Annotated in this window: 21 protein-coding genes; 15 read left to right on the forward strand and 6 right to left on the reverse strand. The window is 54.0% G+C overall.

The annotated features are described in order from the left end of the window. The first annotated feature begins 23 nt into the window (after positions 1-23). The 3 genes from CXQ82_RS15415 (at position 24) to CXQ82_RS15425 (ending at position 2,345) form a co-directional block, all read left to right on the forward strand. A complete protein-coding gene (locus CXQ82_RS15415; protein ID WP_101270426.1) occupies positions 24-428 on the forward strand; it encodes a hypothetical protein in 405 nt (134 codons plus the stop codon). Between the two features lie 123 nt (positions 429-551). After that, complete coding sequence (locus tag CXQ82_RS15420; RefSeq protein WP_101270428.1) at positions 552-1,889, forward strand: hypothetical protein; 1,338 nt, start codon at positions 552-554, stop codon at positions 1,887-1,889. A 153-nt stretch (positions 1,890-2,042) separates the two neighbouring features. Then, entirely contained in the window at positions 2,043-2,345 is a 303-nt protein-coding gene (locus CXQ82_RS15425; RefSeq protein WP_101270430.1) for a hypothetical protein, read from the forward strand. 409 nt (positions 2,346-2,754) lie between these two features. On the opposite strand, the gene CXQ82_RS15430 is transcribed toward CXQ82_RS15425, so the two are convergent. Beyond that, complete coding sequence (locus CXQ82_RS15430; RefSeq protein ID WP_101270432.1) at positions 2,755-3,306, reverse strand: TetR/AcrR family transcriptional regulator; 552 nt, start codon at positions 3,304-3,306, stop codon at positions 2,755-2,757. Positions 3,307-3,870: 564 nt separating this feature from the next. On the opposite strand from CXQ82_RS15430, the gene CXQ82_RS15435 reads away from it, so the two are divergent. From CXQ82_RS15435 to CXQ82_RS15450, 4 genes are all read left to right on the forward strand, one after another. Further along, entirely contained in the window at positions 3,871-5,016 is a 1,146-nt protein-coding gene (locus CXQ82_RS15435; RefSeq protein ID WP_101270434.1) for an MFS transporter, read from the forward strand. A gap of 567 nt (positions 5,017-5,583) precedes the next feature. Beyond that, entirely contained in the window at positions 5,584-6,480 is an 897-nt protein-coding gene (locus CXQ82_RS15440; RefSeq protein WP_101273800.1) for a DMT family transporter, read from the forward strand. A gap of 232 nt (positions 6,481-6,712) precedes the next feature. Beyond that, positions 6,713-7,486, forward strand: a complete 774-nt coding sequence (locus tag CXQ82_RS15445) for a hypothetical protein (protein WP_101270437.1) — start codon at positions 6,713-6,715, stop codon at positions 7,484-7,486. 436 nt (positions 7,487-7,922) lie between these two features. Further along, the gene (locus tag CXQ82_RS15450; protein ID WP_101270439.1) at positions 7,923-8,255 is read left to right on the forward strand and encodes a hypothetical protein; all 333 of its coding nucleotides are present in this window, start codon (positions 7,923-7,925) and stop codon (positions 8,253-8,255) included. 169 nt (positions 8,256-8,424) lie between these two features. Here the strand turns inward: CXQ82_RS15450 and CXQ82_RS15455 are convergent, their stop codons facing one another. Together CXQ82_RS15455 and CXQ82_RS15460 are read right to left on the reverse strand one after the other, a co-directional pair. After that, positions 8,425-10,713 (reverse strand): 3'-5' exonuclease, encoded by a 2,289-nt coding sequence (locus tag CXQ82_RS15455; RefSeq protein WP_101270441.1) that lies wholly within the window; start codon positions 10,711-10,713, stop codon positions 8,425-8,427. Between the two features lie 279 nt (positions 10,714-10,992). Continuing rightward, a complete protein-coding gene (locus tag CXQ82_RS15460; protein WP_256581808.1) occupies positions 10,993-12,189 on the reverse strand; it encodes a hypothetical protein in 1,197 nt (398 codons plus the stop codon). Positions 12,190-12,638: 449 nt separating this feature from the next. On the opposite strand from CXQ82_RS15460, the gene CXQ82_RS15465 reads away from it, so the two are divergent. The 4 genes from CXQ82_RS15465 to CXQ82_RS15480 all read left to right on the forward strand — a co-directional run bounded on the left by CXQ82_RS15465 (position 12,639) and on the right by CXQ82_RS15480 (position 18,415). Then, entirely contained in the window at positions 12,639-13,259 is a 621-nt protein-coding gene (locus CXQ82_RS15465) for a hypothetical protein (protein WP_101270445.1), read from the forward strand. After that, positions 13,259-15,154, forward strand: a complete 1,896-nt coding sequence (locus CXQ82_RS15470; protein WP_101270447.1) for a caspase family protein — start codon at positions 13,259-13,261, stop codon at positions 15,152-15,154. Before CXQ82_RS15465 ends, CXQ82_RS15470 begins: the two co-directional genes overlap by 1 nt. A gap of 593 nt (positions 15,155-15,747) precedes the next feature. Next, entirely contained in the window at positions 15,748-17,352 is a 1,605-nt protein-coding gene (locus CXQ82_RS15475; protein WP_101270449.1) for an ATP-dependent endonuclease, read from the forward strand. Then, positions 17,345-18,415 (forward strand): UvrD-helicase domain-containing protein, encoded by a 1,071-nt coding sequence (locus CXQ82_RS15480; RefSeq protein ID WP_101270451.1) that lies wholly within the window; start codon positions 17,345-17,347, stop codon positions 18,413-18,415. Before CXQ82_RS15475 ends, CXQ82_RS15480 begins: the two co-directional genes overlap by 8 nt. Positions 18,416-18,488: 73 nt before the next feature. Here CXQ82_RS15480 and CXQ82_RS15485 read toward each other — a convergent pair whose 3' ends face one another. From CXQ82_RS15485 to CXQ82_RS15495, 3 genes are all read right to left on the reverse strand, one after another. Beyond that, positions 18,489-19,439, reverse strand: a complete 951-nt coding sequence (locus CXQ82_RS15485) for a hypothetical protein (protein ID WP_101270453.1) — start codon at positions 19,437-19,439, stop codon at positions 18,489-18,491. A gap of 154 nt (positions 19,440-19,593) precedes the next feature. After that, the gene (locus CXQ82_RS15490; RefSeq protein WP_101270455.1) at positions 19,594-20,496 is read right to left on the reverse strand and encodes a carbohydrate kinase; all 903 of its coding nucleotides are present in this window, start codon (positions 20,494-20,496) and stop codon (positions 19,594-19,596) included. 54 nt (positions 20,497-20,550) lie between these two features. Continuing rightward, a complete protein-coding gene (locus CXQ82_RS15495; RefSeq protein ID WP_101270457.1) occupies positions 20,551-21,501 on the reverse strand; it encodes an AraC family transcriptional regulator in 951 nt (316 codons plus the stop codon). A 290-nt stretch (positions 21,502-21,791) separates the two neighbouring features. Between CXQ82_RS15495 and CXQ82_RS15500 the strand changes: the two genes are divergently transcribed. From CXQ82_RS15500 to CXQ82_RS15515, 4 genes are read left to right on the forward strand one after another with little or no spacing between them, the layout of a single operon-like run. Then, positions 21,792-23,102: a sugar ABC transporter substrate-binding protein gene (locus CXQ82_RS15500; RefSeq protein ID WP_101270459.1), complete on the forward strand. Its 1,311-nt coding sequence runs from the start codon at positions 21,792-21,794 to the stop codon at positions 23,100-23,102. A gap of 59 nt (positions 23,103-23,161) precedes the next feature. After that, positions 23,162-24,088 (forward strand): carbohydrate ABC transporter permease, encoded by a 927-nt coding sequence (locus CXQ82_RS15505; protein WP_101270461.1) that lies wholly within the window; start codon positions 23,162-23,164, stop codon positions 24,086-24,088. Positions 24,089-24,098: 10 nt separating this feature from the next. Beyond that, positions 24,099-24,932: a carbohydrate ABC transporter permease gene (locus CXQ82_RS15510; protein ID WP_044310640.1), complete on the forward strand. Its 834-nt coding sequence runs from the start codon at positions 24,099-24,101 to the stop codon at positions 24,930-24,932. Positions 24,933-24,988: 56 nt separating this feature from the next. Beyond that, the gene (locus CXQ82_RS15515; protein WP_101270463.1) at positions 24,989-26,086 is read left to right on the forward strand and encodes an ABC transporter ATP-binding protein; all 1,098 of its coding nucleotides are present in this window, start codon (positions 24,989-24,991) and stop codon (positions 26,084-26,086) included. Positions 26,087-26,130: the final 44 nt, after the last annotated feature.

Consider the following 26,130-nt stretch of genomic DNA (forward strand, 5'->3'; position numbering starts at 1 on the left):
GTACCACAGGGATTGGAGGATTGATGCATCGACTACATATTGCGGAGGCCATCGCGCTCGACGGCGAGCCTCTGTCTGGGGCGTCCGAAGCGGAAGCCGAGCTTATCAAGACACGTGTCGCAGAAACGGGTAAAGCATACTGTGCTGCGGTTGCTTGGGTCATTATTGATGTACTCGATGTGGATGCCGACCAGTTGGCTGCCATAGGACGGTTACCCATTGTCTTGTTCACCCATAGTGTGCTGCTTCACAGTTCCGGAGATTATGAGAACAACGAGCGCATCAAGACCGGCTACGCGACCAGCTACGATGGCCGGGGCATCTTTGAAACCAGTGACACGATTTTTGTGCTCGTGGGCCAGGGCTTCAGAAAGTCTGTCTCGATCGAGCTTCTGAATCAGGTTCCCTCTAGATCTTGGGCACCTTAACTCAATTGCCTTCATGCGGCGTTTAAGAATCGAAGGACGAGATGCCCGTGTGGCCCCCATAGAGCTCCTGCTTTAAAGGATAAGAAAGCGATACTCAAAGGAAGACGTCCCAGTGAGGTCAATATGAATACGGATATTCTCGATGCTTTAAAGAGGCTATGGGAGCTCCAGCAGCTTGGGCCTGACGGGCTATGGAAGGAACCCGCCTTCGATGAGTTGCGAAAGGCGTGTGCGGCCAAGTATCAGCAAGGTAAGGGAACGTTCGGGCTCACATTCGCCTTGGATCATGCGCTGAAATCGTTGGGCCTGGCGTGCTTGTCTCCATCGTCAAGGCAGTCCAGCTCGTTTGACCCAACCCTCGCCTCGAGCATGCTTGAAGCTGCGTTCACCCAGAAGACGATACGACGTCGTTACCTGTGCCCGCTCGACTTGGCTGAGCAGATTCCACCAATGACTTTCGGAAATGCTAGGGTCGCGGTGCTCACTGCTGCGGAGCTAGAGGTGCTCTTCGATAGGTCGCGACTCGCCAGGTACTATCCCAATCAGGATCTCAATTTCGAGGGTTTCTCTCAATTTCACTGGCTCATAGTTGAAGAGATTGTAGCGACGGGAAAGGATGCTGGTGATCGAGCTGTGCCTGCCTTCTCGATGATGATGAGTAGAGACTTCGGTGAGATTGATCCTCATAAAAGCCGTTTCCCAGCTGCTGTAGAGAAAGCGCTTTTTTTCTTGCTGCTCGCGCGGTGGGAGGAGTGGGCGATGATGCCCGAGGTCGATTGGCGAGGTTTTCGGATCCCTTGGATTTATCAGCTAGACGATGACTTATTTGTCGCGCCATCAATCCCGCGAAGCCCAGACAGCCTGTCTTGGGAACCGTATATTTACCAGGATCAATGGGGAGAGCCTGAGGAGATTCAGAGACCGGTAGAGCTAAGGCTTACTGATGCCGCCACCGAATTCCTTGCGGGCCTAGGAGATGCCCACTGGCAAGCCTTCCAGTCTGCCTTGGACTCTGAGCTGTTCGAAACTCCGGTCATGCATTTTCTGGTTCGAGGATTTCTGTCGGATGGCATCGACGAGTTCATGGCCCACTTGACCACCGTCGAGGCGGCCCTGGGGTTGCAAGATGACCATGATTTCAACAACCGTCGCAATTTCCCAAAAATAAGTGCCACCAAGAGGGTCGCTAGGCGTTTAGCCGCGGCCCTGAATGATGCCGGTGCTGCTGACGTCTATGACGTGCTTTTCAACGTTAGGAGCGCGTTCATTCATGGCCGTGGGGGCATGAACAAAATACCCACCGCGCAGCGCGTTCAGGCACGAACGATTGCATCAAAAGCCTGTGCAGCCTTGGTTGATTTGGCGAGTCAGTCGAGGCAGTCCCGCGACGAAATTCTCGACGATTTATTGGAAAAAGGGGTGAGGCTCGTCGGTATGCACCAGCCCAAGCGCTCCCGGTGACTTCGCCCCGGCAAGGTGAGAGGTTGCGCAGGATGAGAATCAAACTTGCCGGCCTCGCGTCAAACGTATGGAGTCTACGATCAGACACTCAACTCCTGCTATGAGTGAGCGCTTCGCGCTCTAAGCCGAACACCTAGACACAAGCCTATTCAAATGAGCGAATTCTGGTTCAACAAGCTACCCGACGCCATTGCAAAAGCACGATCAGCTGTCGATCCTGAAGGGATTGCAGGGTACCTGCTGTGTGCCTTGGAGCGACGGGGAAGGGTGACGGGTATGCTGTTTTGCGATCTAAGCGGCGGCTTGCGCGACGGATCTCCTATTCAGACCGGCGTCATCGAAGACCGTGCCTGGGTAGAGGATTACGAGCTCGTCATCGCAGCTGACGGTGTCTATGTTGTCGCGCATCGTTCGCACGAGAACGGTGCTATGGATCCCGTCGTCTGCTGGCACTGACCTAGGCATGGATCGCACCGGCCTCCCGCGGCTGCTTACCTTATCCACCTCGGCTATACGGACAGTATGAGTCCACCTGGAGAATTGCATTCCACTTGCCCACCCGTTTGCATCGCAACTGACCAGCCATTTGCATTCGACTTGCCCAGTTAATTGCCTCGGATCTGCCCAGCTCACTGGACGCGTCTTGACCGGCAGTAATCGGCCAAAAGCGGCCATTCGACTTGGTTTCCGTTCTGATTGAAATACCATCGGTCTCAGCAGGTGCCCATGTATAGGCATGGCACCCGGAGGCCATCATGTTCGTCTCATCATTGAAGACCGATGTGACTACAGCTACCCTATTCCGTATAGGCATAGATATCCGGGCTAGATAACGCCTTCTTTTTCCGTCCACCACCACTAAATGTTACAACTCGGATAGCCTAACTATCATTTTATAAGCGTCTTCACGAGCAATGGGGATTACTGATCGATGAAGGATGATTCCTTCAATCAAAGCGTCTAGCGCGACTGCTGACAAAGGGGAGAAATAGAGTTCGAGTGAAACTCTGATTTCGAGCATCCAGTCTCTCATAACATTCTTCATGACAGGGTTACGGCCCGCAAAAATATAGAGTTCGCAAGTCAGTTGGATCGTTCTAGTGCCGAATGTGGATCTTTCAAAGATTACATCCACTATCGCATGGCAAGCGTCTTCTTTAGTCTTTGCTTTTCGAATTGCTGCTGCAAATCGAGTAGATACGCATTGAGCCAACAGCTGAAATGCCTCTAGCAGCAGCTCCTGCATGCTCGGAAAATAGTGTGTAAGTGAACCGAGAGGCACGCCCGACAGTTCGGAAATTTTTCGGTACGTTGTGCATGCAACCCCGTGCAGCTCGATGCAGTCTAGGGTTGCGTTGAGGATATGCTCCCTACGATGAGGGTCTTGCCGCCAAGTCTTCCGTTTCTCGTTCGTCATGCATGCTCCTATCTCAGCCAGCTGACATTAGCATAGGACGTAAAATCGTACAACTGTACGATTTCATTGACCTTGATTAGCGCTCACAGTAGGATAGAAACCGTACATCTGTACGGTTTCTAGTGCTCAGCATGAGACCGAGCCTAATAGCTGCTGCATAGGAAATTTTCGGATGAACAAATTGACCGGTGTTGTTGATGGTTTTTTGTATGACGCAAATTTCGACGAATCTCTTATTAGTTTGAGGTAGAAGACGAAGGCACTATGCGCTCAGTTCAACGCCACAGCGCAAGATGAAGACCTTGCTAGGTCAGAACCCATCAATGCTACTGGTCGTGGGGACAGGTGATCTCTCTTGGCACAGGGAGGCTGCGCGCTGACTCGTATCGGCTAAGATTCCGGAGAAAAATTCGGCTACTCACCGGGCGTCTTCACTGTCGAGCGCTACATCCCTGAGAAATGGGCATAGCTCTCAAGATCGGATGCGTCAGCAAAATTCTTATTATCGGTCTGCGACATATGTTACAGGCACGGTGTGCGTTTGCTAACAACAGGCTTTATTAGATGAATAGTACGGAACAAGCTTTTTTTACCTCTAATACGCTACCTGCTTCCAGATATGCATTCTTCCTGGCCGGATGTGGCATGGGCGCATGGGCACCTTTGGTTCCATTTGCTAAGGAAAGGGCGCAGATAGGTGAGGCGGAACTTGGTCTGCTGCTTCTGGGCCTTGGGACGGGAGCAATGTGCATGATGCCGTTTGTGGCCCGTTTAGCAAACCGAGTTGGCTGCAGAAGTACTGTCTATCTTGTAAGCGCTTTTACCGCTATTGGCTTGGTTGGCCTGGCAACAGCCACTTCATATTGGATGCTCTTGGCTTTTCTGCTTCTGTTTGGGGCCGCCATCGCTACAGCCGATGTAAACATGAACCTTCAAGGCTCGCTTGTTGAGCGCCACCACGGCAAGCAGATGATGTCTGGCTTTCATGGGCTGTTCAGCGTCGGAAATATTTTCAGCGCGGGCACGATAAGCTTGCTGCTTTGGCTTGGCCTCAATCCCGTCCAGTCAATCGTTATTTTGGCTCTTGGATTGGGCGCGGCGCTCTTGTCTTTTGGTCGTCACATGCTCCCGTTCGCGGAGCTGGAGGGAGCGCCGGCCAAAAAGAAGCCAACCAAGCTGGTGTTGCTGCTGGGGGCGCTGTGCTTCATCGCTTTTCTGGTTGAAGGTTCAATGCTCGATTGGAGTGCCGTCTATCTCACTTCGAATCGGGACATGGAGCCTAATATTGCGGGCATCGGTTACGCCGCGTTTTCCGTGACCATGGCAGTAGGGAGACTGTCAGGCGATTGGATCGTAAGCAAGCTCGGATCGCGAGCAGTGCTACTGGCAGGAAGTGTATTGGCGATGGGAGGCATGGCGTTGGCGGTGGGCATCGACCATTGGATAGTTTCGGTTTTGGGGTTCGTACTCGTCGGATTAGGGATCTCGAATCTCGTTCCGATATTTTGCTCCAAGGCCGGGCATCAGACTGTTATGCCCGTCGCTCAAGCTCTGGCAATCATCAATGCGATCGGCTACCTAGGCATACTGATGGGCCCGGCTGCAATTGGATTTATCGCTCATGCTACGTCCCTAAGCTTCTCTTTGCTGTTCACCTCTGCGTTACTGATCCTCGTCCTCTGCAGCGCCAAGTTCGCATCATACAAATAGCGCTGGGCCTGGCAGGTGGTCGTCATCTCGGGGCTCAGGTGGCGATCACCTTTCATCTCCCTAGATTACCCTGCTGCCGCGCTGGAGGGGGCGGAGATTCTCTCGCATTGAGACTTTCCCACTCCATAAGCGCCCAGCGTAGAAGTAGCACTCAATCCTTGTAGAAGAAATATCCAGCGAGCATCTTCCTCACCGGCGTACTCGGCGCCTTCACTTGTTCTATACCACTTCGCTACAAGCTATATGGATGTCTACGCACCGTAAGCGTCTGCCGAAATCACCTCGCACTGCTCAGGCAAATACGCTTGAAAGGATAGGCGGGGGATCTCGCTACGCCTCGGTAACGTGTGAACGGTAAGTCTACAAAAAGGATCTGCAAATGCTCATTGGCAAGGCGATGCTTGTTGATCCCCTTCGTAGAGATTTTAGGCTCCGAGTTAGCTCGCCAGTCATGGCGTTCATGGTTGCCAATGCTTTCTAACTAAATTATCGTAGGTCTCTCTGGGTACCGCTGACATAACGTTCTTGGTAAGGCATTCGGTATAAATGTCTTCCTTGGGGACAGCTATGCCATACCGAACCCTATGGTCTATCGCGCTTTTACTGGTCACCGCTGTCTGGGGCTGGAGCTTTGTAGCTAAGCACGAAACGTTGGCAATCATGGCTCCATCCACGCTGAACGCATGGATGTTCACCTTAGCGGCTCTAGCGCTTCTTCCATTTTCAATCCGCTCATTTCGACATCTGAAACCGCGTGACTGGGTGAGTGCAGTATTTGCTGGAATAGTCCTCTTTGCTGCGTTCTCATTGCAGACCTCAGGGACAGCCCTCACAACCCCCTCCAATGCCGGGTTCATCACCGGCTTGTGCACAGTTTTCACTCCATTGTTTGTTTATCTCATAGGAAGAGGACGCCCAAGTCCTAAACAGGCAGCAGGAACAGTGATTGCCGTATTTGGGCTCGCTTTACTGAGCCTTGACGGATTCGCGCTGCACTACGGTGATCTATTGATTTTGGGGTGTGCTGCATGCTTCGCATTACACATCGTTATTGTCTCAACGTTCGCAACACCTGCCAATTCCATGGCATCAACTTCAATCCAGCTAGGGCTGGTTGGCTCGCTTTCTTTGATATGGAGCTTGGCTGGTAACCAGTTTTCTATTCCCAGGGCGCTCCCTACGACAGTTACCATCCTTTCGCTAGCGCTGTTCGCTACTGCCTTGGCTTACGCCATTCAAAATCGAGCTCAGGCTGTGCTTTCCCCTGAAAAGGTCGCCCTGATACTTATTTGCGAACCTGTGTTTAGTGGGGCTTTTGGTTATTTTCTCGCTGGAGATCGTTTACCCCCTGAAAGACTCGCAGGGGCGGCGCTAATCATTCTGGGCATTGCAGTCACGGAGCTCAGAATCACGCGTACGGAAGGAGGGACAAACCGTCCTGCCGGACGGCGCGCAGATGGCTAGCGATCGGAGGCAAGCAGGGCGAGCAACCCGACCAAACGAACCTTAGAGTTCACATAGAGCCGCGAGTCGCAAAGCAGCCTCTCATGCTTACCGGAGGCAGACGCGATGACACGCGCACCGCTCGCCTTTGGCTTGCCCGCCGTAGAAGAGTATTGCCATACCCTGAACCGGATTCGCTTGATGTCTCGGTTGGGGCTGTAATCGCTTTTGAAATTTCAATTATTGAGTACACATGATGCAGTTTAGCGAAAGTAGCGATATAACGCTGGTGGTCACCAGTTGCGGACGGTTCGATCTGCTGACGCGCACGCTTGAAACGTTTGACCAGTTCAACTCCGCACCGATTCGCACCGTGCTGATCACCGAAGACTCCGGGGAGGCCCAGGTTGAAGCTTGCATCCCCGAGCACTGGCGCCCATTCACCCGCTTCATCATCAACAACCCGAAACTCGGACAAATGCGCTCGGTGGATGCCGCTTATGCACTGATCGAAACGTCATGGGTGTTCCACTGCGAGGACGACTGGGATTTTTACCGCCCAAGTTTTGTCGAAGAATCCATGACTCTGCTGGAAAACGACCGTCAGGCATTGCAAGTCTGGCTGCGCAGCTACAACCATGATCTTCGGGTGCACAGCCCCTACTTATTCCTCAATGCCCGGGAGGTTTTGCAGGGCATCGCCTTCTACAAGCTGGGCTCGCACAAGCCCGAGTGGCAGGGTTTTTCATTCAATCCTGGCCTGCGGCGCCTGGCTGACTATAAAGAACATGCTCCCTATGCCGCACACAGCGGCGAAAAGAAGCTGGCGGGCATTTATGCAGCGCAAAACCGTTACGCGTTGATTCTGGAAAACGACGCGGTCTTGCACACCGGCTTCGACAACCACGTCGAGCTCCCTCAGGAACGCGTTAACAAGCAGCGGCGTAAGCTTCGTGATCGCATTAAATTGCTCGCGGTACTGATTGTCGGGGTAATTGTAGGTTGGGCTTTCAGTGATGTTGGCTGACAAGCTGAACACATACTCGGGCAAAGATCGCCGCTTGCTTCAGCGCAGCTTTGGTTGCCTCTATTTTGAGCTACATCCTTTGGGATTCGGCCAAGTCCACCAATAACCTAGTTTTACGCATTTATTGCTTTGCCAGGGCAGGTCTTTCTGATATCTCCGTCGATGGAGGTTTGCATGACCCTGTGCAAGAAGGGCCGCAGTCGGCCAAGGGCTGTCATCCGTGAGTGTCCGCTATGGGTCGATTCCTGCCGGTCAAGGCGCACCCAGTACGCTGGTTAGATCCGATGCAAACAACTGGTCAGGTCGAATGCAAATGGATGGTCAAGTCCATGCAATTACGCATCCACCAAAGCCCTTTGGAAAATCGGGGGATAACAGCGGTTAGCAACCCTAGTAAACTCGACCGACCTGACCAGACCGTCCCTCGAGATATCGCATGAATCCAGATCTAACTGAAGCAGAGATGCGCAGAGCGCTTTTTGGCGACACTGAGCCTTTACCAAATGTGGCTGTGCCACCCGAGCAGGAGCCGGTTCCCGAAGTGGGATTCGTGAAGCCATCACCGCCTGCGGCAAAGAAGAATGCCGCGAAGGCTTTCACACCCCGGCTGCAGGTAACCCTCCGTGTCGGCAATGAGTTTGAAGGCAAAACATTTGAGCTGATCCACGAAGCCGACACGCTCAGCAAGCTATTGGCAGAGCAAGAAGCAGTGAAGGTCGCCAGAAAGAAATACCGATATATCGAAGTGGTGTCGGTCAAGTCTATGTGAGAGGACGGGCCAACAGTGTTGGATTGGACTCAATTTCGGGCCATAACAACTCATTGAAAATCTGATTTTTAGCATCCATACGAATCATCACGGCATGTACTGCGCGGCCTCCAGGCAGTCCAACAGGCCTAAAAAGGCCTGTTTTACAGATGCCTTAACTCCAGTGGCTTCAAGCGTGTTCGGCCAACGTCGACACCGTACCATCTTCAAATTTGAGCACTTCACACCAAGGTGCGATGGTATGTAGGGCTTCGACTGGCGACCATTCATTGTTGGAAACATAACTGACATGCAGTAGATCCCTTGCTCGGGTCATTGCGACATACAGTTTTGCGACGTCTCCAGAGTCAGTCGGTTGTTGGGGGCGAATTGATATGAGCTCAGCAACATTGGCGAGGAATACAATACCAAATTCAAAACCTTTCGCGCTTTCCACGGTAGAGACCCGGACTCCAGGTGAGTCGATAGAGAAGTTTTCCTTAACATCAATGCATGGTATTCCAGCAGCCCGCATGGCTCGAATTGCTTCGTTTCGGAATCCTTTGGACCTAGAGATTAAGCAAACATCGTTCAGTGACGTCTCGCCGTGAATTTCTTTGATCTTTGCTATCGCTGACATGACATATTCGAGCTCATCGGCTTTTGATTTACATCGAACGAGGCCTGGCCTCTCTCCTCGACGAATTGCAAAGTCGGGTGCGAGCGGCTTTTGCTGCGAGTCTTCATCAATGTCAGAAAACTCGTAGTTGATGATTAAGGCATAGGCAGCCTGGAGGATCTCTTTGGTGTTCCGATAGTTTTTCTTGAATACGCTAGCGCGATAGAGATTAATGCCCAGTGTCTTCAGCGAAAAACCTCTCTTGTAGATGGTTTGCGCGCCATCACCCACAAGGAACAGGCCATCAGGTGCCGTCTTGAGCGGTTCACCAGCAGGAGTTCTGATCAGCGAGAGCATTTGGATTTCGTTCTGGCTCAGATCTTGAACCTCGTCAGCCAACACAGACCTCCACCGCGTTTTGCTCTTGTCCCCAACCGCGTCCATTAAAACCACTGCTTCTTGGACAATTCCCTCGAAATCTGGAGACCCGCACTGAGTAATGTAAAGCTCGTAAGCTTCAAGGCCTTGCATTACCTGCTTACGGGCTGTTTCGCCCAAAGCTTTGCCTCGGCCAACGCGCCGGAACGATGAAGTTGTGTAGGTCGAATATTGTGACGGTAGCAGGCGAGTTCGGATGTAGCTCAGTTCCTCCCTGAGGAAGTGTTTAATATCATGAGGGAGTCGTCCGAGGCCGTGGGTTCCATCGGCGAATTCAGGTACTGCCTTGACCGCTGCAAACATTGCATCATCGGCATAGGATTCAACCGGCCTACGCGTAGACGCTGGGCTTAGCTCCTGCACAACCTCACGGGCGTACCGCTGGATCGTCGTAATGTGAATCAGCGCCCGCTCTGGGCCGCATAATGCAGCAACGAGAGATGTCAGGAGTTTGCGCATGCTTTCAGTTAGGGTCACGACCAGCACGGGCTCTTGATATTTCTTGGCCAAAAACTGAGCACGGTGCACCAGCACGCAAGTCTTTCCACTGCCGGAAACACCCCGTAAGCGCGACGGGCCAGCAAAGTCAGCGTGAGCGATCTTCCTTTGTTCAGGGTGGAGGTAAAGCATCCACTCTTCACGATTAGAAGGGTCAGGCATCCCTTCTTCTTCTTTCCACGTGTAAAAGGTTTCAGCGTTAACTGGCGAACTGACTGCCTCTAGGAGCTCCGACTCAGTTGCTTCATGAGCCTGACGGGCGTCGAAACGCAACCTCTGCCGTGCACCTTCGACGTCATTGTGGTCGGCCATAGTCAGTAAATCGAGCGCAAGTAACGCAGACTCTACATCAGCCTGATCCTCGATTTTCGTGAGTATGCTATCTGAAGACTCTCCCCAATCAGCTTTCGTGATCCCTAGGAGTAGCTGAATAGTTTCAACTCCTAATCTGGAACCTTTGAAATCGTCTACCCCGAATTCTGCCAGCAGCGGCTCGTCTAAGACGTGCTCGGGGGTGTCGATCGATAGGTTGATGACGGGAGGCATACGTGGCTCTTCGGCACTCGAAACCTGGATGAAATCGATTTTTCCGTCAGAGTCCTTACGCACCCATTTATAACCCCGGTGCATAGCCAGCCAAGTATCTGATTCTGCATGAGAACCAACGAAAAGCATGATTAGGTAATCTTTGGAGTTTACAGTGTTCCGCTGAAGGACTAGACGGTAGCCATCACCGAGATCGTATTTTTCACAGTCAAGCCGCGATTCGCCGTGATGGGTTCGCTCATGCCGGATTTCGCCGTGAAGAGTTGCTTGTGTGCAGGCAGCCTCAGCGCGCTCTGCTGCATTCTTGCCTTTCCGATCAGCTTTGCTTAGGTCTCGCAGCATTTTTCTAAATGAGCGAGGAATGATGACTTCGAACATATCCTTCCTTGAGTAAGCGCTAGGGTAGCCCCACTGATGACTTACAGGAGAGCTGCAAGGCGCAATAATGGCACATTGCAATGATTCTTATCGAGAGTATTCAACTGCGCAGCTCAGGTGCGACGTTGGGGCGTGACCCTTCGCTGATATGGTCGAGGTAAAGCAGAGGAAGCGGGGGCAGGGGCATATGCGAAAGGTTGAGCGCAACTCGGCCGTCGCTCCCCGAGAGTCACTTTGGGCGCCTGGGCAATAGTACGCCCAGTCGTGATCTCACTCGTATCACCTGCCGCCTTCAGTCGCTGTAGCGGCCCGTGCGTTGACCTTTCGGGTGAGCTCGTCAGGGGTTGGGGGTAAATGGATACTCAACGCTTTGAGCTTCTTCACCACAGGCGAGCCCATGACGATATCGTTGACGGATATACGCCGCTGCTCACAGGGTTCATCTGCGGCCTTCCAAGCATCATCAAACGCAATCTTGACGGTGTAGACATGTGAAACCTCGCAGGACACTCGGTAACTGCCTTCCTGTTGCTTCCAAAAGTCCGACTTTCGAAGGCTTTCGACTTGTGAGGGATTCCAACCTTCTTGAATTGCCCGTTGTTTGAAGGCCTCATCGATGCACGTTTTTATGGGTTGAGACGTCTGACTTAAAGCTGATTGAAATGCGACCTGCCACTGCTCATATGGTGGAGAAGGGCAGGTCAATTCTGCGGCATGTTCTGTGATGCCCTTTTTATAATTTTGTGCAAGAAGTGCGTCAGATGAGCCGCCAGGGTCGCGAGAATGCTTAGCCGCTGAAGCCTCCAATTGCTTAAGTGTGCTATTGGCGAGGTCAAGGGGCTGTACTTGGGTAGATTTCAATTTTTGAGCGACAGCGTCTGGCGCCTTCTCATCGAAGATATCCACCGAAAGTGACTGCCAGGTTCGTTGCAGCATGAGCCCCAGACTGCTCGGCAACTCCTGCTGTCCTAACAGGCTTGAAAGCTTCAGGTTGTAGTGCTGACTCTGAAGCCTGGCCAAAGTGGACTCCGCTGTCATCGCCTCCGCAGCAGCTTTCTGAGCCCGTGTCTTGGCATCACGCTCGGATTTTTCAGACGCCGCAATTTTCTGGTTTAGGGCAAGAATCTGGCCCTCAATGGAAGACCTCTCGTCAGCCAGCGCTCGGTTTTTGGCTTCCCCGGCCAACAGCGAATCTGTTTGCTTCTCCATCTGTTGTTGAAGCTTGCGCTGATCAATTTGTAGACGGGCAAGATCTTCGGAAATGACTTCTTTCTGGAAGACTGGCCTAACGGTGTAGACGTAGCCGACCACTACGACTGCCAACATGAGCACCTGGGAAAGGTTGGCTGCCAGGCTTGAGTACGACACGCTTTTTGTTAGCGTCGAAGAGGAATGCGCTGGGAGGGAAGCCTGGCTTTGTACCGCCGCATTTGTTTTTTTGTTGAAAAAGCGAGCGTACCGATTACGAGTTGCCACAGAAAATCCTGATCAGAGAAGTGGTAGTGAATGTATGGGTGTCTGCATAAAGCGGCTGAATGGTACAAAGAGTTCGTGAAGTTGCTAAGGGCTGTTCAATCGCCGGACGTGATGCGTTTCTTCTGGCGTACCAGCGAGGGTCTCCACAAATGCTTCTCCTAAACATTTTGCCACTGCAGTCAGTAGCCTGGGCATGGATTCCATCGGTTGTCGGTGTGGCGCATGTCATCCACCTGCAAAAGTCCGGCGGTGCAGGCCTATGGAGTAAGGACGACGCTTCGGCGATAGATGCCATACTATGGCCATCCCGTACCAAAATATCTTAGGAGCTTGTGGAAGTGGCGAGCAAGCAGTCGCACTGGGCTGAGGTAGAGGCCGCGGCGGATCTCTTGCGACCGTACGAAATAATCTGGCAAAGCGGGCCTGGGTTGATCAATTAGGAGTGAGACATGAAGGGTAAAGCTCATCCTTTCCCGTTTGATGCTCAGGCGGAGCTCGTCATGAGAGCGTTCATGAAAGCAACAGGGGAAAGGCTGGATCAGACGCGCAAACAACTGGGTGGTGGCGATGAAGTCCAGCGCTTCAGTCACGGAGGATCGTGGCAGTCACATCACAGCTACGCACCAGATCGCGTAGACCAGATTCAGACCATTGAGCACGAAACAAGGTTGCGGTTCGAGGACATCATGGAAGGCCGGCTTGACGTCATTGAGCGCACGGTAAATGAGATTTCCAACGGCATGGCGGACAGCTTTTCCAAAGCGTTTTACCAGATGATTTCAGATACGTGCGAAGAGAGCGGCAACGTCATTGAAGGATCCGTAGGGAGCTTGGGCGAGCAGATGCTCAAAGCCATTGAGCAAGTCGAATACTCGGTGGATCGGGATGGGCAAATATCGCTTCCAGAGTTTCGCATGCACCCCAGCCTCGCCAATCGTCTCCATTCTGATCCTTCGCTCCACGAACCTGAACTGCTGGCGAGGGTAGATGAGGTCACGAAGCTTAAAACAGCCCAAGCGTTATCAGAGGAAGCCACGCGAAAATCCAAATTTCGTAGCAGGGAGCAGTGATGTCCAAGGTTTTGCTGTGCATAGGTTGTGACGATTATCAGTCTCTCAATAAGCTGTCTGGAGCCGAGCGCGACGCGCTTGCTATCCGTACGGCGCTTTCCACGGGGCCATTGAGCAATATCAACCCGGCGGACGCCTATTTGCTTGACTCTCCGGCCCGGCATCAGCTGGAAGCTACGCTGCTTGATATTCAAGACAGGTACGATGAAATCGAGAGTTTCACGCTCTTTTTTGCAGGCCACGGCGGAGAGGCCAATGAAAGTTACTTTCTTTGCCTGAGCGATACTCGAGCCGATCGGCTTTCAACCACTGGGTTTGCGCTCAGTCGTTTGTTCGAGTTTTTCAACGAGCTCAAAGCAGCGCACTGTAACGTCATCATCGATGCCTGCAATGCAGGCGGTATGGTTTCCAATTTGGGCATCCTGCTAAAACCCGAAGTGATTGGTAAAGCCAAGACATTCGGAGTTTCATTTTTTGTATCGTCTGCGGCTGATCAGTACGCGGGTGAGACCAGTCGTGGTGGGTATGGCACTCTAGCATTGCTGAAAGTGCTGGCTGGAGAGATCGACACGGGTTCTCGGGCGAGAATGCTTGATCTGGTGGATATCGGCCGACCCGCAGCGCAATATGTGGCAGAGCAGACCCAAGGAGGGCAAATGCCGTCCGTATGGGGCGTCAACCTCTACGGTCATATGCCGCTGTTTGGCAATCCGCATGCTACTGACAATCCAACATCCTCTTTGCTAGGGCTCACCGGGATATCACCCGCATCCCAAGCTGGACAGGCCATCAGCAGTCAATCTGCCGAGCTCTACGCGCTCATGTTCGCCCCGGAGCACGAGCTCACTCCGGAGAAGCTTTTTCATGTCCTCACGAAGTTTGTAGACCGATTGGCCGACATACCCAACTCAGTTGGGGCGTTCATTGGCGGGATCTGGCAATCATTGGAGAAGAGCACAGGGCGTCACGCTAATAGCTTCTCACGGGTGGAGCTAAGCGCTGCTTGCATAGCTCTGCTCCTTGGTACATCGGACAAGGACAACACCTCGCGCGACTGCATAGTGGGGCTCGCGCACGAGATCGTAGGGGAGGTTGAGCATCTGCTCCGCGACATCGTCCAAAGACTTCAAGAGAGCCCCAGCTCGTTGTGCCGTCATGGCATTCCAGATCTGTTCTACCTTCCGCAGCGCATATCGCGGATATTGGGTTGGGCCGGCGCAGCGGTGCATCTGGCTCGGGAGCTCGGCATCAGTGACGCTCCACTCAAGGAGGCACTGGAGCAACTCAGCGTTTTTCTTATGGAGCACTACGCCAGTGTGTGTGCTGGCATGAGCGAAGACGAAGCTCCGTACTGGGCCTCGTTCCTTACAGCCATCAATACCGATGACCTGAATGGCTTTGGCGAGCTGGTCGTGAGCACGCTAATCAGCGCTCTCGTGGAGCATGAAGGCCGGCTTGCCAGGCCCTTGCTGCCGGCGAAGAACGTCTGCGCGTATCTCAAGGCACGCGCTGATAAAGACTCGGCTGCATTGAAACCCTTTTGTAACTCGCCTTCTGAGACACTAGCGCTTGTCTTTCTAATAAGTGAGCGACATTCGCTGGAAGAGGAATTGGATTACAACCTGTTGAGTCTCGATCACGTGCACCTCAATATCTTCATCCCGCAAAGCTATCTAGAGTTCAGCCAGCCATTCGTTCCTAATGGGATAAACCATGTTTTCCAGATCGGCCACAAGGTTTGGGCGGTGGCAGATGTTGTGGAGCGTTGGAAGACTGCGTGCATCCCGCAAATGGAAAACGACACATCGCTGCGCCATGCTACAACGAGAATCGGCGCGCTTTGCGCTTCGCTAATTTTTCCGGATCGTGTGCCCTGGTTCCTCCTCAGCCATTGAGGCTGTAAGCGGGGGCCGTGGCGACAATTCAATTTCGGAGCTTAGCCAGACTCAGTCAGATCTTGAGTCTCATCCGAGCGCTCCAGCCACAGATGGTTTGATAGTGCTGAAGAAACAGTCCATTACTCCAACAGCTCTCATTCTTACGATCGGTGCATGGGATAATCAGTGCTTCCTCAATGTCCTTCGAGATCAACATGAAAACTGCTATAGGAGTAAAGATTGCTGTTGGAGCATCATTGGTGTTTTCAGTCTTCGCAGTGGTTGCGTTCTCTACCGCCGTGATCCTGAAAGGTGCAACGCCATCAGTTCAGGCGTTCATGTACCAGTCCAGCATGCTACTTACGTCGCATGACACCCCTGATGAAGAGCGGGGAGCTCAATTCCGAAGCGTGTGAAGGTTTCAGCAGGCTGCAGACAGGCGAGTGGGTCGACGCAGAAATCCATGCCTAGCGAAAGAGCCCCGCGTAACTGTCTGTAGCATTACGCATGCTAAACCTATTTCGCCATGCCTCGCAGTTCGCCTATAGCATCGAGGTAAATTAGATCCAACACCGAGTCACCACTGCTTTTTCGCCAAGGGAATGACGATCATGATCACCAGAATTCACATCCGTGGGTACCGCATCTACAAGGACTTCAACCTTCTCCCCAACCCTAAAATGAACATTTTGGTGGGCGGAAACGATGCGGGTAAATCTACCTTGATGGAGGCGGTTTCGCTGGCCCTGAACGGCCGGATCGGCGGCCGCAGCGTTCTCGAAGAATTGAACCCGCATTGGTTCAACACTGAGCTCGTTCAGGAGTTTGTAGCGCAACGCACCGCCGGCAAGAAACCCGCACTGCCCGAAATCCTGATCGAACTATACCTTCGCGATGACGATGAATTGCAGGTGCTATGTGGTGCCGTGAACACAGCCGTCCCAACTCATGCATGCCCGGGCGTCTTCTTGAGGATCTACCCCAACGAAGAGTATCAGGACATGCTGGATGACTGGCTAAAGGCACCCAATGCCCTGCTGCCCGTTGAGTACTACACGTGCGAATGGCGATCGTTCGCTGACCGGGAGCTAACGAAGCGCCCGCGGGTGCTGTCCGTCGCAACAATCGACTCTAGGACAGTCAAATCCTCAGCAGGTGTGGACTACCACCTGCGTCAGATTCTGAGCGATCACTTGGAGACCATCGAGAAAGCTGAGATCTCGTTGGGCTTTCGTACGGTGAAAGCGTCGATGACTGAGGGTGCTCTGGCGACAGTGAATACAAGGTTCTCGACATTGGGTGCATCTTTGTTGGCGGAGCCCATGGCATTGGCTATGGATCAGACGTCGCGCACGTCCTGGGAAAGTGTCATTACGCCTCACGTAGACAACGTTCCCTTCTCGATGGCAGGACAGGGTCAACAAGCTGCGATCAAGATATCGCTCGCGATGAAGCGTCACTCAGCGAAAGTGAAGATCGTCATGATCGAAGAGCCAGAGAATCATCTCTCTCATACCAGCCTGTCGACGCTTCTTGACCGTGTAGAAAAGCTTGCATCTGACGACCAACAGTTGTTTGTTTCCACGCACAGTACATACGTGCTGAATCGGCTTGGTCTCAATTCCCTGCACCTGCTGAATCGGAATCATGCCTCGAAGATCACTGCCCTTGATCCCGGCACCGTACGGTACTTCCAGCGCCTGCCAGGTTACGACACGCTCCGTCTCGTTTTGGCTAAAAAGGTTGTCTTGGTGGAAGGGCCGTCTGACGAAATCATTTTTGAAAGGGTGTTCAACGACGCTCACCGGTTAACACCCATGGCCGCCGGGGTCGATGTCATCAGTATGCGGGGACTTGCGCTGGCCCGCTGTCTGGAGCTTTGTGCTGCCGTTGATAAGCCTGTCGCTGTGATGCGGGATAACGACGGCATTAAGCCGGCGGATCTTCGGGTTCCAGTCGCGAAGTGGCTGGACGGCAAGAAGCGAGAACTCTTCATCGGCGAAGTGACTGATGGCCGCACCCTCGAACCGCAATTGATCACAGCGAACGGTGAACCTCATCTACGGGATGTGCTTGGGATCACGCCAAAAGCCGACCTTGTGACCTGGATGACACGAGAAAAGACTGAGGGAGCTTTGCTCATCGCTGAGTCCCCGAAAGCCCTAACCGCCCCGAATTACATGAAGGAAGCGGCGGAGTTCATCCAGAATGCCTAACCATTTGACGCTCGCAGTAGCTGGAGGACGAAAGACGCAGGGCCTTGTCGATTACTGCGGAAGAGCGACTGATCGTAAAATCGCGGTGCTTACTTTCACACAAACGAACCAGCAGGAAATCCGCTCGCGCTTAGCAAGCCAGGCGGGCGATAGCAGCACATTGGAGGTCATGGGTTGGTACACCTTTCTGCTTCGTCATTTTGCCCAGCCCTTTCTACGGTTCAAATTCCCTAAGGAGAGGGTCAAGGGCTTTGATTTCGAGGGCAGACCATTCGAGCGCGCTCTGGGCCGAAGCAGGTTTATGGACTCCGGAAATCGGGTGTACGCATGCGAACTCGGCAAGCTTGCCTTTGAACTCATGGAGGCGACCCCTGCGCTTTTGCGCAGGCTTGAGTGTATTTACGACGAGATTTTGATCGACGAAGTCCAGGATCTTGCGAGCTTCGACTGGGAAATTCTGGAGGTACTGCTCGGCTCTAAAATTGACGTGCGAATGGTCGGAGATGTCAGGCAGGCGGTTTTGTCTACAAACCCCCGTGGCAAAAAGAACAAGAAATTTGGATATGCCGCATCGCTTGAATGGTTTAGAGAGAAAGAGGCTAAGGGGTTACTCACCATTGCCTATGCGACCATCACCTACAGATGCAGAGCCGAGATTGCGACGTTTTCCGATACCATCTTCGACGCCACGTGGGGCTTCCCTGGCACCACCTCGGAGAACCTCGATGAGACGGGGCACGATGGCGTGTTCCTTCTCCATACTCAGCATGTCGATGAGTACGTCGGTCAATTTAGACCGCAGTGCCTAAGGCATTCGGTCAGCTCTGCGAAGCACCTCAATCTGGACTTTCAGAACTTCAAAGGGGTGAAGGGTGCGACGTTTGATCGAGTATTGCTCGCACCCACTGCCAATATCGAAAGCTTTATCAAGAAGGGCACAGCTTTAGAGGCCACGGCTGCTGCGGCGTTCTATGTCGCGTCGACGCGAGCTCGACAAAGTCTGGCCATCGTTATCGATAAGGTTGGTACATCCACGCTGCCCGTATGGGCTCCATCGCCTTGAAACCTAACGAGCCGGGGTTCGCCAGGCTTTGCAGAACGTTACAGAGCCGTCCCTTACCGCAGTGTGAGACTGTCTACTTATCGTATCTAGGTGGTAGGGGGCAGTCGTAGTTCACATCGATCATGTCGAGATTCTTCAGATCGAAGTTTGCGTAGTCACGTTCATTCGACGTCCGGATTGCGGGCTGGCCGTAGAGAAACACGAACGCTGTCGGCTTGTCTTTCTCGGCGATCTTGGAAAGCCGCACTGCCATCAGGTTTTTGAGCTTGTAGTTTTCTATGAACGCGTCGGAGACGAAGCATGAGGTGATCAGGCTGTCGTCTCCTCGCTTGAAATTCTTTTTGAATTTGATTCGGTAGCCATTATTGGCTTTCGTGCGGTCAACATACGCCCAGCCGTAGTAAATGATGGGGTGGTCAGGCAGGTCGTCCAGATCCTGCTCCCAGATGCATTTGAAGATGCTGGCGTAAGGCACGTCCTGCCCGGCAATGTTCAACCGCCGGAACTCAAGGGTCTCATCGGATCGGTATCGGATGTATCTGCTGACTACAGATCGAACCGAGTAAATGGGCCCGACTATGCCTGATTCCCCTAGCTTCGGGGTGTAGGGGCGGGTGCTTCTCGCACGCTTTTTCGCTATATGGACGTCCGCGCCAGGCTCAACCGCGTGTTCGTCATAGTAGGAAGCAGGTCGCTCGAGCTTGAAGACGTCGACAATGGATTGGTCAACTGTTCTCCGTTCCTGCCCATCCAGCTCAGCGGGCTCGAGATCCAATTCTACGGGGGCGCCGTTTGCAATACCACACGCTTCACTATGAGCTCCGTAGACCTTGAAGTGCGGGACGACCCTCATGTTCTGGACGTCTTTGTCCAGATTCGCGCAGGTAACTTGGGCGGAGCAGTCAGCAGCCGGACATACGAATGCGCGCTTGTTAGTAATCACACCTGACCAGTACAGATCGTAGGCGCGATCAGGGTCGACAAAATCGTCAGCCTCAATGCTGTAGGCCACATCCAATGACATAGTTCACCAAGTCCTTTTGAGCTGTCTGAAAAGAGGTCGATAGTATCGGCCATTGCCTCGTGAGCGAGCCAGAGTCTTGATACGTGACCATGGTCTAATGAACTCGGCAGGGCGCGGCCGGGTAGTTGCCCCTCAGCGAAGGACGGCTAGTTCCTCACACACCAGCGGACAACAATGCTGTCACCTCTTCACGACTAGGCGCGTAAGCCCCGGAATGCATGCAAGATACCGACGCGCAGGCTGCCGAAAACTGCAGACGACCTCGGGATTCCTGAATACCCAAGAACGATGAGGCCAACCATCCGGCCATGCTCGCGTCGCCGGCACCCACCGTGTCTGCGACCTGGACGGCAATCGCAGCCTGTTCAACCTTGGCATTGTCTGCATAAAAGACCATGCCTTGAGCTCCGCGGGTAAACAGGATCTGCGCAGCGGCGTTCATGTCCCGCAGCTCCTCAAGCGCTTCTTCCTCACCCACCCCAGGATAGATCTGGCGCAGATCTTCATCGGAAAGCTTGATGATGTCGGCAAGCCCCACCATGGCGGGGAACGTCACCTCGCGGTAGCGGCTGTCCATCAGGTTCCGCCAATTGGGGTCATAGCTGACGATCTTTCCGTTCTTCTTGACCATCCTGGCCACCTTAACCAGTCGATCACCCAATGGCTGACGGGCAAGGCTGATACAGCTGAAATGGCAAAGCTCAACGCTGTCCAGCCAGCCCTCGGGGAGTTGCTGCACATCGAAATGCAGGTCGGCTTCGCCCGCGAAGAAATAACGGGGAGGGTGGCTGGAGGGCACGATCGCCACCAAGGGATCGGCGTCAACACGCTGAAGAAATCTCATGTCCAAGCCCGCCGCCTTTGATTGCTCGGCAAGCTCGTCGCCCAGTGAATCTGTACTGATCGAACCGGCGAACGCCGTAGGTACGCCCAGACGGCTCATGGCCCGAGCCACGTTCCAAGGTGCGCCACCTGGATAACCCTGCCAGTGCCCGGGCGAGTGTTGAACTACATCGGTCAGGGCCTCACCAAACACCACAACGGTCGGCAATTGCATATTCGTTCTCTCTAATTGGATTCGTTGACGCGTGGCAGAAATCGAAGCGCTTGCTCACCGCACCCGGGCGACGGGTAGTGATTGGTGAACACCATCGCGATTGAAGAGTGTCATGGCTGTCGTGCGCCGGTAGTCGCTGGGGGTCTGATCCATTTCGTGCCGGAAGTGCCGGTTGAAGTTGGAGACGTTCTCGTAGCCGACCTCAAAGCAGATCTCCGCCACCGAGAGCTGCGTTTGGACAAGAAGCCGGCAGGCGCGCTGAATACGTAGCTTGCGCATCAGATCGATGAATCCGTGGCCCGTAATTCGCTTGAAGAAGCGTGAGAATCCAGCCTCACTCATCCCAACGCGCTCGGCGATAACCGATAGTCGAAGGTCAGACGTGAGCTCGTTGATCAGATAGTCGAAAGCCTGATTGATCCGCTCGGAACTGCGCGCGTCCAGTGACGGCGAGTAGTAGGCGCTGGCCAATACCCGGATGTCACGCTTGGGGGCTCTGGCGAGCGTGCGTAGAAGATCCAGGAACTGGATCAGGCGGTGTAGCCCCTGAGCCTCACCAATGCTTTCAAGCAGCAAAGCGGCGTCTCTGGCCGTTGCACCGGCGAACTCAATCCCACGCTGGGCCAGTTCGAACAGCGTTTTCAGTTCTGATAGCTCAGGCAAAGAGCCACGGAGGTTGAGCAGGGCAGCGCCATCAAACTGCAAAACCACATCACGACCTGCAATCAGCTCGCCTGGGGCCACGTCTCCCATCCAGTCGTGCGGCAGGCCAGGGCCGATCAATGCGACATGTCCAGCCGTGAAGGGGCCGATGTAGTCGCCAGCCAACAGCTTGCCGCTACCTTGTCGGATCAGGTGGATCTCGTACTCGGGATGGTGATTCCAGCGAGCAAGGTCATAGGGATAGTCGTGCTCGTACCACCGAAAGCTCTGATCAGGGCCTGGGAGGATGACCTCAAGATCGGCGGGTCGGTGCTCAAACAGAGCTGCGCGGTTATCAGGCATCGAGTGCCCCTTTTATTTGTTTTATGGGTCGAATGCCCTAACCATACGCCGATTTCTCTGCAAGCCGTTAGCCCAGCTATTGCCGCATATCGATACTTTTTTGATCGCCGGCCCGCGGCGGCTGCAAGGTCAAAAAAGTATCAATGCAGCGTCCGCCATTCGTTTGAGACTCAATTTTGGAGGTGATCTAATCGGCTCGTACACCGCTGGTGCCAGGGCACGATCTGAGCAGCAGTGGTCACCAACAAAAATAACAGCTCCAGTCGAAACGGCTTGGAGCGGAGAGCCCCATGAAGATTACGAATGCGCTAATTCTTTCTGCTGGTCTGTCATTTGCCCTTGCCAGCCAAGCCGCCGAGACGCTGACGATCGCGACGGTCAACAACGGCGACATGATCCGCATGCAGCGGCTGTCCAAAATCTTCGAGCAGCAGTATCCCGACATCAAACTCAATTGGGTCGTACTCGAAGAGAACGTACTGCGCCAACGCCTGACAACCGACATCGCCACCCAGGGCGGCCAGTTCGACGTATTGACCATCGGTACCTACGAGACCCCATTGTGGGGCGCCAAGAACTGGCTGGAGCCGATGAAGGATCTCCCGGCAGGCTACGACGTCGATGACATCTTCCCTGCAGTTCGCCAAGGTCTCTCTGTCAACAATACCCTCTACGCATTGCCTTTCTACGGTGAAAGCACCGTCACCTACTACCGCAAAGATCTGTTCAAGGCCGCCGGCCTGACGATGCCTGAAAAGCCCACTTGGTCGCAGTTGGGTGAGTTCGCCGCAAAGCTCAATGACCCATCCAAGGATCAGTACGGCATGTGCCTGCGCGGTAAGGCCGGGTGGGGTGAAAACATGGCTTTGCTGAGCACCATGGCCAACGCTTTCGGTGCGCGCTGGTTCGATGAGAAATGGCAGCCGGAACTCAATAGCCCTGAATGGCAGGCGGCCGCCACGTTCTATGTAGATACCCTGAAAAAGTACGGCCCACCGGGCGTCTCAAGCAATGGTTTCAATGAAACGCTTGCGCTGTTCAATAGCGGGAAATGCGCGATCTGGGTAGATGCCAGCGTAGCTGGATCATTCACCACGGACAAGGAGCAGAGCAGGGTGGTCGACAGCGTCGGCTTTGCGCCCGCGCCGACCGAAGTCACTGACAAGGGCTCGTCCTGGTTGTACGCGTGGTCATTGGCGATCCCGGCGACATCCAAGCACAAGGATGCTGCTAAATCATTCGTCACCTGGGCAACCTCGAAAGAGTACATCCAGCTGGTCACTGAGAAAGATGGCATTACTAACGTACCACCGGGTACGCGCCTCTCGACCTACAGCGATGCTTATCTGAAGGCGGCCCCGTTCGCTCAGGTTACCTTGCAGATGCTGAAGCATGCCGATCCCTCCCAGCCTTCAGCCAAGCCAGTTCCGTACGTGGGTATTCAGTACGTCGTGATCCCTGAGTTCCAGTCGATCGGCACCTCTGTAGGCAAGCTGTTCTCGGCGGCCCTGACCGGCCAGATGCCTGTGGATCAGGCCTTGGCATCCGCGCAGTCCACCACCGAACGCGAGATGAAGCGGGCGGGCTACCCCAAAAAGTAGCAGGCCCACGACACCCGCCGGCCTAACGCCGGCGGTCAACGCCGCACAGGTAGACAATCATGAACACTTCAGTCGTCCGGGCTCCGCTTACGGGCTCGACCTCATCACGCTCGCGCCGAGTTTTTAATCCAGGATGGTTTCTGGTTTCGCCATCCGTTGCACTCTTGTTGCTGTGGATGATCGTGCCGCTGGCCATGACCCTCTATTTTTCGGTAATCCGGTACAACTTGCTGAACCCGGGCGAGAACGAGTTCGTCGGGCTGGAAAACTTTACCTATTTCGTCACGGATTCCGGTTTCCTGCCGGGGGCCCTCAACACGTTGGTGTTGGTGGTCAGCGTGCTGCTCATCAGCGTAGTTTTTGGCGTCTTGATCGCCGCCTTACTGGAGGCGAGCGAGTTCTTTGGACGCGGCATAGTTAGGGTGCTGCTCATTTCGCCGTTTTTCATCATGCCGACTGTAGGGTCATTGATTTTCAAGAATCTGATCTTTCATCCGGTCTCCGGGATCCTTGCAGCGGTGTGGAAGCTCTTCGGCGCACAGCCGATCGACTGGCTTGCCCACTATCCGTTGTTTTCGATCATTGTCATCGTTTCCTGGCAATGGCTGCCTTTCGCGATTCTGCTGCTGATGACTGCCATGCAGTCGCTGGATCAGGAGCAAAAAGAGGCGGCCAGGTTAGATGGGGCAGGGGCCGTGGCCATCTTCTGGCATCTGACTTTGCCGCATCTCGCCAGGCCTATCGCGGTGGTGGTCATGATCGAGACGATCTTCCTGCTCTCGGTTTTTGCCGAAATCTTCACAACGACCAACGGGGGCCCAGGGTTCGCATCGACCAATCTCGCGTATCTGATCTACAACCAGGCGTTGGTGCAGTTTGACGTGGGGATGGCCTCCGCCGGCGGGCTCATCGCGGTCGTGATCGCCAACATCGCGGCGATCGTGCTGGTGCGCATGATCGGCAAAAACCTGACCGATAAAGCTTGAGGACGACGCCATGATGACACTCAAACAAACCCGGCGCCTGCAAAGCGTAGTACTTGGAAGCTTGGCCTGGATCATTGCCTTGCTGCTGTTCTTCCCTATTTTCTGGATGGTGTTGACCAGCTTCAAAACCGAGATCGACGCCTTCGCGACGCCGCCGCAATTCATCTTCATGCCGACCTTGGAGAATTATCTGCACATCCAGGAGCGCAGTGATTACTTCCACTTCGCTTGGAACTCGGTACTGATTTCGTTCACTGCCACGGCGCTGTGCATGCTGATCGCGGTACCTGCTGCCTATTCCATGGCGTTCTACGAAACCAAGCGAACCAAGCAGACCCTGCTGTGGATGCTGTCGACCAAGATGCTCCCGCCCGTTGGCGTACTGATGCCGATCTACTTGCTTGCCAAGGGGGCAGGTCTGCTGGATTCGCGGCTGGCGCTGATCGTGATCTACACGCTGATCAACCTGCCGATCGTGGTCTGGATGGTTTACACGTACTTCAAAGACATCCCTAGGGAGATCCTCGAAGCGGCGAGGTTGGACGGGGCGACCTTGGGACAGGAAATGCTCCGGGTGTTGCTGCCTATCAGCAAGGGCGGGCTGGCATCGACCATGTTGCTTTCACTGATCCTGTGCTGGAACGAGGCCTTTTGGTCGCTCAACTTGACCAGCTCCAGCGCTGCACCTCTCACCGCGCTTATCGCTTCCTACTCAAGCCCCGAAGGCTTGTTCTGGGCCAAGCTTTCAGCCGTCTCCACGTTGGCCTGTGCCCCGATCTTGATCTTCGGCTGGATCAGCCAAAAGCAACTGGTGCGTGGGCTGTCCTTCGGGGCCGTCAAATGATGACCGCGACAGCTCGTTAAGCGGCGAAGGCTCAAACTTCACACAGGACTTTACGCATGGCCACTTTGAAAATAAAAAATCTGAAGAAAGGTTTCGAGGGACTGTCCATCATCAAAGGCATTGATCTGGAGGTCAGAGACAAGGAATTTGTGGTGTTCGTTGGGCCGTCCGGGTGCGGTAAATCAACCCTTTTGCGCCTGATTGCTGGCCTGGAAGACGTGACCAGCGGCACCATCGAGCTCGACGGTCGGGATATCACCGAGGTCACTCCTGCCAAACGAGACCTGGCGATGGTGTTCCAAACCTATGCCCTGTATCCGCACATGACGGTACGAAAGAACCTGTCATTTGCCTTGGATCTGGCCGGTGAAAAGAAGCCAGATGTGGATAGGAAAGTCACCGAGGCCGCCAGAATTCTTGAGCTCGGCGCGCTGCTGGATCGTAAACCTAAACAGCTCTCGGGTGGCCAGCGTCAGCGGGTAGCTATTGGTCGCGCCATCGTCCGCAATCCAAAAATCTTCCTGTTTGATGAGCCTCTGTCCAACCTTGATGCGGCACTGCGCGTACAAACGCGTCTGGAGCTGTCGCGGCTGCACAAGGAACTCCAGGCGACGATGATCTACGTGACTCATGACCAGGTCGAGGCCATGACACTGGCGACCAAGGTTGTGGTGTTGAACGGCGGGCGGATCGAGCAAATCGGTTCGCCGCTTGAGCTATACCATCATCCGGCCAATTTGTTCGTAGCGGGCTTTCTCGGGACACCCAAGATGGGCTTCCTCCAGGCGCACGTGCAGGCCGTAAATGCCTCAGGCGTAGAGGTCAGGTTCACCTCGGGAACCACTTTAATTATTCCTCGCGACAACTACGCGTTGTCGATCGGCCAGTCCGTCACGGTTGGTGTAAGGCCTGAGCACCTGACGCTTGGAGGCGAGGGGCATGTGCCAGTCACGACTGACGTCACTGAGCGGCTGGGAAGCGATACGTTCTGCCACGTGAATGTGGATTCCGGAGAAAGTCTGACTGTCCGTGTTCACGGCGATTGTGAAGTGCCTTATGGCGCCAAGCGCTACCTCAACCTGGATGTCGCTCATTGCCACCTGTTTGACGACAACGGCCTTGCTGTCAGCTCTGCCGTATCGCGCGCAGCTTAATTCCAATCAGGCGGCGCTTGCCGACAAGCGCGCCACCAAATTAG

The organism is Pseudomonas sp. S09G 359 (assembly GCF_002843605.1).
Lineage (GTDB): Bacteria > Pseudomonadota > Gammaproteobacteria > Pseudomonadales > Pseudomonadaceae > Aquipseudomonas.

Coding starts and splice junctions, on each gene's coding strand:
- CXQ82_RS15455 (WP_101270441.1), bottom strand. CDS start 10,713: ATGTTCGAAGTCATCATTCCTCGCTCATTTAGAAAAATGCTGCGAGAC.
- CXQ82_RS15435 (WP_101270434.1), top strand. CDS start 3,871: ATGAATAGTACGGAACAAGCTTTTTTTACCTCTAATACGCTACCTGCT.
- CXQ82_RS15415 (WP_101270426.1), top strand. CDS start 24: ATGCATCGACTACATATTGCGGAGGCCATCGCGCTCGACGGCGAGCCT.
- CXQ82_RS15480 (WP_101270451.1), top strand. CDS start 17,345: ATGCCTAACCATTTGACGCTCGCAGTAGCTGGAGGACGAAAGACGCAG.
- CXQ82_RS15465 (WP_101270445.1), top strand. CDS start 12,639: ATGAAGGGTAAAGCTCATCCTTTCCCGTTTGATGCTCAGGCGGAGCTC.
- CXQ82_RS15490 (WP_101270455.1), bottom strand. CDS start 20,496: ATGCAATTGCCGACCGTTGTGGTGTTTGGTGAGGCCCTGACCGATGTA.
- CXQ82_RS15475 (WP_101270449.1), top strand. CDS start 15,748: ATGATCACCAGAATTCACATCCGTGGGTACCGCATCTACAAGGACTTC.
- CXQ82_RS15485 (WP_101270453.1), bottom strand. CDS start 19,439: ATGTCATTGGATGTGGCCTACAGCATTGAGGCTGACGATTTTGTCGAC.
- CXQ82_RS15420 (WP_101270428.1), top strand. CDS start 552: ATGAATACGGATATTCTCGATGCTTTAAAGAGGCTATGGGAGCTCCAG.
- CXQ82_RS15445 (WP_101270437.1), top strand. CDS start 6,713: ATGATGCAGTTTAGCGAAAGTAGCGATATAACGCTGGTGGTCACCAGT.
- CXQ82_RS15515 (WP_101270463.1), top strand. CDS start 24,989: ATGGCCACTTTGAAAATAAAAAATCTGAAGAAAGGTTTCGAGGGACTG.
- CXQ82_RS15425 (WP_101270430.1), top strand. CDS start 2,043: ATGAGCGAATTCTGGTTCAACAAGCTACCCGACGCCATTGCAAAAGCA.
- CXQ82_RS15510 (WP_044310640.1), top strand. CDS start 24,099: ATGATGACACTCAAACAAACCCGGCGCCTGCAAAGCGTAGTACTTGGA.
- CXQ82_RS15470 (WP_101270447.1), top strand. CDS start 13,259: ATGTCCAAGGTTTTGCTGTGCATAGGTTGTGACGATTATCAGTCTCTC.
- CXQ82_RS15430 (WP_101270432.1), bottom strand. CDS start 3,306: ATGACGAACGAGAAACGGAAGACTTGGCGGCAAGACCCTCATCGTAGG.
- CXQ82_RS15495 (WP_101270457.1), bottom strand. CDS start 21,501: ATGCCTGATAACCGCGCAGCTCTGTTTGAGCACCGACCCGCCGATCTT.
- CXQ82_RS15440 (WP_101273800.1), top strand. CDS start 5,584: ATGCCATACCGAACCCTATGGTCTATCGCGCTTTTACTGGTCACCGCT.
- CXQ82_RS15505 (WP_101270461.1), top strand. CDS start 23,162: ATGAACACTTCAGTCGTCCGGGCTCCGCTTACGGGCTCGACCTCATCA.
- CXQ82_RS15450 (WP_101270439.1), top strand. CDS start 7,923: ATGAATCCAGATCTAACTGAAGCAGAGATGCGCAGAGCGCTTTTTGGC.
- CXQ82_RS15500 (WP_101270459.1), top strand. CDS start 21,792: ATGAAGATTACGAATGCGCTAATTCTTTCTGCTGGTCTGTCATTTGCC.